Below are 6,476 nucleotides of genomic sequence, written 5' to 3'. Positions count from 1 at the left end.
GAATTAAGGTCAAACTAAAAGGACTTAGTCCTGTGCAATACAGAACTAAATCCTTTACTTAAATTAATTGTCTAACTTTTTGGGGTCAGTACACTAATTGGATAATCTTTTTTATTTTTGCAATGTTATAAAAGTATTTTGATGCAAATTTTAGTATAGGTAATATAGGCAATTCATATTTCTTGCCTTGCTTACAATTATGCATCGGAAACGGGAATATTCTGACAAATCTCAGAAAACGAAATCAAGTTTATGATTAGAAAAACTGTACAATGATGGTATTTAATGGCGATTTTCTACTTTTAAAAAAAGTTTACTATTTGACAACGTATTGCTTGTATAAATGAATAGTAAATGATAAAATATCATTTGGAATGAATGAGTCGCAGTTTTTGTTTGATTGTATTAATATGTTATCTACTCAAGACTTATTCGTTGTATTTTACTATTAAAGGAAAGGAGATGTTATGCAAAAAGACAAGTGGTGGCTACCATTTTTAGCGGTGGGTGTCATCATAGGTTTAGCGGTGGGTTTACTTTATTACACCCGACCCACTAAGGATGGAGATATAGGTTCATCGTCAGTTTCGCAATCAACTTCTAGTGATAAGAACAATACGGCTTTGAGTTTAAAAGGTCAACAACTTCCAGAATTTAAAATGACCTCTCAAGATGGCAAATTGATTGCTATCTCGGAACTGTATGATAAACCTATGTTAGTTGTCGAATGGGCTAGTTGGTGTCCGCATTGCCAGAAACAACTACCCATTGTTCAGCAGATGTATGAAAAGTATGGAGATCAAATTCATTTTGTTCTTCTGAATATGAACGAACCAGGAAAAGAAACAAAGGAAACTGCTGATCAGTATATCAAAGAAAAAGGATATACTTTCCCCTATTATTATGACGAAGATCAGTCCGCAGCCGATCTTTTACAGGTTCAAACCATACCAAGTATGTATCTTGTGACAAAACAGCAACAGGTAAAGAATGTATTAGTAAATCATACCACTGCTGAAAATTTCTCGAAAGAGTTACAAGAATTGCTAAACTAACATACATTCATTTCGGGAAAAAGGAGGAAGAAGAAATCACAATAGGATTTCAGAGAAAATTATGAGAGATTTCATTAAAAAGGTCTCCATTCTGTTTACGATTCTGTTTCTCTCTGTGCCATTAGGATTAGCTAGTTTACGTTTCGGTCGTGGTGCGGCTGATGAAACTGAGGTAATTCGAGTAGGAGATAATACGGAAATTATCCAGAATGGATGTTATCGTAAGATAAAGAAATCGGACCAAACAAAGTGGACAGTTCCACGTAAACCGGTCGACTTAGTTATCCTTCAGGATGCGAGTGGATCGTTCAGGAACACCATTCCTAATGTCCAAAATGCCTTAAAAACATTGACAACATTTGTCAGTGAAGAAAATTATGATGAGAATAATCCTCGTTTGGTTAAGACTGATAACCCGGATACATCAGACCGAGTTATGATGGCAACCTTCCAAGGTGCGGATGGATACAACTATTACTACAATAATGATTTTACAGGTCGTAAAGATGTTGTTGGTGGTTGGGGAGCTGATTATGATTACAAATACAAGTCTAGCAACTTGTCTTCTGATCAAAATGATATCCATCAATTCATTGATAATATTAAGGTAGCAGGAGGAACACCAACCGTTCCAGCTATTGACGATGTCATTGCTCAATATAATCAAATAAAAGGGAATATGGCTAACGGTCGTAAGACCATCTTCCTTTTGATTACGGATGGTGTTGCTAATGGGAAACGTGACCCGGATGGTAAGGTTCGTCTAGAGTACAGTGATTATCGTAACAAAATTCTTTCACGTGCCTGGAATTTTAATGAGCTAACTGAAGCATCTCAAAACGTTTTAGGGCGTGTGGAAGAGGTTAAGGAAGCATCTACAAGACTTAAAAATGTTGTTGGTTCCGAAGGGACTGTAGTAGTAGGTTTCTGGGAAGACGTATCAATCTTTGAAAACTCTAAAGCTCAGTATTATGACACATATAGAGAAGGTTATTCAAAATATTTTAATATAGGAGATAACCGAAGTGTCCAAGATATCTTCCATGAAGCATTAGAGGGGATGGCTTCTCCAGCTAAAAATATTAATGGTAAGAATGTTTCCTTCTATGTTAATGAACAAAGCGATATCAATAAGTTCTCAAGTCGAGTTCTAGAATCTGTTGGAGCTGCGTTGATTAAGGAAGACATTAAAGGTGAGTTCACTGTTACACCTGGATATAAGGTGGATGCTGTTCGAATCAATGGCAAGACTGTTGTTGAAAAAGTCACAGACCCATCAAAACAAATTCGTGGTCGAATCAATCAAGAAGGCGACAATGTCACAATCTATGTACCCGATAGTGTCTTCAATCCAGGTAATAACAGTTTCGACTATGATTTGAGTAAGGAAGCACGTGCTCCTGAAACGAATGAAGAGGATGAAGTTGATCCGCCAGCTGATTATAAACCTGTAAAAGAAGAAGTTACAGTTCCTGAGTTGACTGGTGTCTTCAAGACGGGTGAGTTTAAAACTCAAAAAATCGGTGGACGTAATGAAAAAGTTGAAGTTCAAAAGCTCGAGTACTGTTACCCAAGTGTCACTAAGAAAATTACCGACGCAGATAAGAGAAATGACTTGGGAGAAATTGATGACCCGCTTGGTTTGACAAAGAAAAAAGCCTATTCTGCACAATTGTCAGACAAGGCAGAGGAGTTCACCTATACTCTTGATTACAACTTCAATAACGTAGCCTACGAATTTGAAAAGAACGTCATGTTGACAGACCCACTTGACTACCGTTTGGAAGTAGTTGAAAGTTCAGCTACTGGACCAAATGGAGAAAAATGGGCCACTCGTGTCGTGAAACAAAATGACGATCTTGGAAACGAACGTGATGTTGTTGTTGCTGATGTTCCTGCTAAAGGATCAAACTATAATTACTTGGTATTGAAGAAAGCTCAAATGACCATCAAGGTTCGTTTGAAAGAACAATACCGCAATAATCAAGCAAGTAAAGAATTTATGGCCCTTCTTCAGGATAATGATGGATTCGGTTTGCTGAACCAGGGTAATATCATGTGGAATGGTGATGACAATCAACCAAACCAAGATGCGCATGCCAAGACAGATACTAAACCAAGTACGATTCGCCGTTCAAATCCTGTTTATGTGAAACCACCAGTTGTAACAGAAATTACGAAGAAGGTCAATGATAAGGAACATGAAGATCTTAAGACAGAAGAACAACTCTTCGAGTACAAAGTGACTGTTCCATGGCCAGGCCTTGCAGATACATTCAGCCTTACAGATACAGTTGTTTCAGAGTTGGAAGTTCAGGCAGATAGCTTGAATGTAAAACTTGGTGAAAAAGATAATACTGAGTTGAAAACTGCTGTAAAAGTTGAAGGTCAAACTGTTTCACTGACTCTTGATAAAACTCAACTCGAAAAAATCTCACGTAAGGTAACGCGTCGTAAGACTAAAGATGTTCAATACCTTGAATTGACCTTCAAGGCTAAGATTCGTGCGGGTGCTGACCTTTCTAAATATAAGGAAGATGGTCAAATTAAAGTACCTAACACGGCAGATGTTGTCTTGAATGATATCAAGAAAACATCAAATAAAGTAACGGTTACACCACCAAAACCAAAAGAACCTTCTATTAATAAGAAGATTAATGAAAACTTGGATACATTCCAAACATTTGATGGACAACCATACAACTACAACATTACAACAGCAGTACCAAGTGATGTTGCAAATTACAAGAAATTTGTGATTCGTGATACACTAGATGCTAATTTGGAACTTGCAGGTGCCGTAAGTATTAAAGGTTCTGCAGCTGCCCTCTTTGATATCCGCACCAATGGCCAAGAGATTACGGCAACGGTGAAGGATGGTCAATTTGGTGAACTTGCAAAATACTCAACTGTTGAACTAGTCATTCCTGCAAAAGTTAAAAATGGTGTGACAGGCACAACCATTGAAAATAAGGCTTCTATTTCCTTTACAAATGAGAATAATGTAGAGAAAAAAGTTGAATCGAAACCTGTCACCGTAACGCCACCTCCTGTAACGAAGAAGATCAATGAAACTCTTGATCACTTAGATATCGCGACAGGTCAAGCGTATAACTACAACATTAAGACAAAACTTCCAACCGATATTACAGATTACAAGAAATTTGTGATTACAGATACACTTGAAGGAGATTTGTCAGTTATCAATGAAACTTCAAGCAAACCAGTTATCAAAGGAGCAGCTGCTGCCTTCTTCGATGTAACAGTTGAGGGTCAAACCGTGACTGCAACGATGAAGGACTTTGCGAACGCTACAGCTCTTGCTGGTCAAGAAGTGGAATTGATTATTCCAGCTAAGATCAATGATGGAGTGACTCGTATCAACATTCCAAATACTGCGAAGTTTAGCTTCACAGATAAGAACGATCATAGCGGAGAAAAGGAAACGAAACCTGTCACCGTAACCCCTCCATCAGAACCAGGTGTTGATAAGAAAATCAACGAAACACTGACAGAGGCAACAATCGGTGCGGAAACCGACTTTACTTATAATATCAAAGCGAAATTGCCAAATGATATTACAACGTACAAGTCCTTCGTTGTAACGGATACCTTGGATGAGAACTTGACTCCAGGTCAAGCTGAAATCAAGGGAGCTGCAGCGAAATTCTTCGATGTAACAGTTCAAGGTCAAACCGTGACTGCAACGATGAAAGATTTTGCGAATGCGGGTGACTACGGTAACCAAGAAGTAGAGCTCGTGATTCATGCCAAAGTGAAGAAAGGCTCAACTGTTCCATCTATTGAGAACAAAGCTAAGATTACTTACACCAACAAGAATGACCAACAAGGTGAGAAAGAAACCAAGCCAGTCACTGTTACACCACCACCAATCACGAAGAAGGTGAATGGTCAGGAACACGCAGATCTTGGTAAGTTATCAGAAATCTTTACTTATACGATTGACTCAACGGTTCCACATGTGGCAGATAGCTTCACCATTTCAGATGATATCGTCAAAGAATTGGCATTTGAAGGGGAAGCAACTGTCACTGTTGACGGCCAAGCTGTTCAAGATTTGACTGTGAAAACAGAAGGTCAAACCTTGACAGTCACATTTGGAAAAGATCAAGTGAAACAATATGCTGGTAAAGCAGTCCAAGTTTCATTCAATGCCAAGATTAAAGACGGCATCACTTTCGATGCTCTCTTGACTGCTTATCCAAATGAAGCAAAAGACAAGCCAGTAGTACCAAATACTGCTAGCTACATCATTAATGACAATCCTGATTCTAAGAAAGAATCAAAACCAGTTACAGTTACACCACCACCAACCACTACTCCAGAGCTTAAGAAGGAAGTAAACGGAGCAGAACGTTATGATCTTGCAAAACGTAATGAAGAATTTACTTATACTTTGAAAACAACAATGCCTGCCAGCGCAACTGTGTTTGAGATGACAGACGAGTTGAAAGAAGTTCTAGAATTTGTCGGTGAGAATGCTTCAGCTACTGTTAAACTTGATGGTGAGGATGCAGGATCGAAGGCGACAGTGACACTTTCTGGTCAAGTCATCAAAGTTGCCTTTACAGAAGCTTCTGTAAAAGCAGATGCCGGTAAGTCAATTGAAGTGAATTTCAAGGCTAAGATTAGAGATAATGCCAACTTATCAGCTTATGTGAATAAAGATGGTAAGACAGAGATTCCGAATAAGGCTTCTTATGATATTGATCATAATCCAAGATACCACAAGGATTCTAACGAAGTTCCAGTAACGCCACCAACACCAGAAGAGCCAGAGATCAAGAAAGATGTGAACGGCAAAGAAGCTGAAACTCTTGACAAACGTGACCAAGTCTTCACTTACAACGTGAAAACAACAGTAGCGCAAGATGCGACAGCCTTCTCAGTCACAGATACACTAGTAGACGTTCTTGAATTCGCAGGAACTTCAAGTGCTAAATTGAATGGTCAAGCTCTTGATGCTAGCCAAATCAAGGTAGAAGGTCAAACCATTACCTTGACGCTTACAGAAGAACAAGTGAAAGCCAATGGCGGTCAAGCAGTTGAATTAACATTCGACGCGAAGATCAAAGCTGGCGCGAACTTGTCTGCTTACCTATCAGAAGATAAGACTGTGAAAGTTCCTAACAAGGCAGCTTACAAGGCAGTTCTACCAAACAAACCAGGCTTTACGAAAGACTCTAACGAAGTTCCAGTAACGCCACCAACACCAGCAGAGCCAGAGATCAAGAAAGATGTGAACGGCAAAGAATCTGAAACTCTTGACAAACGCGACCAAGTCTTCACTTACAACGTGAAAACAAGTGTAGCTCAAGATGCGACAGCCTTCTCAGTCACAGATACCCTAGTGGACGTTCTTGAATTCGCAGGAACTTCAAGTGCTAAATTGAATGGTCA

At 38.9% G+C, this 6,476-nt stretch carries 2 protein-coding genes and 1 pseudogene; all 3 read left to right on the top strand.

The window, feature by feature from the left end:
* Nucleotides 1-2 precede the first annotated feature (2 nt).
* Nucleotides 3-62, top strand: a complete 60-nt coding sequence (locus GMD5S_RS10920; protein ID WP_368430977.1) for an IS3 family transposase — start codon at nucleotides 3-5, stop codon at nucleotides 60-62.
* Nucleotides 63-467: 405 nt separating this feature from the next.
* Complete coding sequence (locus tag GMD5S_RS0210005; RefSeq protein WP_001168152.1) at nucleotides 468-1,055, top strand: TlpA family protein disulfide reductase; 588 nt, start codon at nucleotides 468-470, stop codon at nucleotides 1,053-1,055.
* A 61-nt stretch (nucleotides 1,056-1,116) separates the two neighbouring features.
* Nucleotides 1,117-6,476: pseudogene (padA, locus tag GMD5S_RS0210000) on the top strand (LPXTG-anchored isopeptide-forming adhesin PadA); the annotation flags it as partial.

It is taken from the genome of Streptococcus sp. GMD5S (genome assembly GCF_000298715.2).
Lineage (GTDB): Bacteria > Bacillota > Bacilli > Lactobacillales > Streptococcaceae > Streptococcus.
This window is presented reverse-complemented; position numbering and strand designations above follow the sequence as displayed.

Coding starts and splice junctions, on each gene's coding strand:
- GMD5S_RS0210005 (WP_001168152.1), top strand. CDS start 468: ATGCAAAAAGACAAGTGGTGGCTACCATTTTTAGCGGTGGGTGTCATC.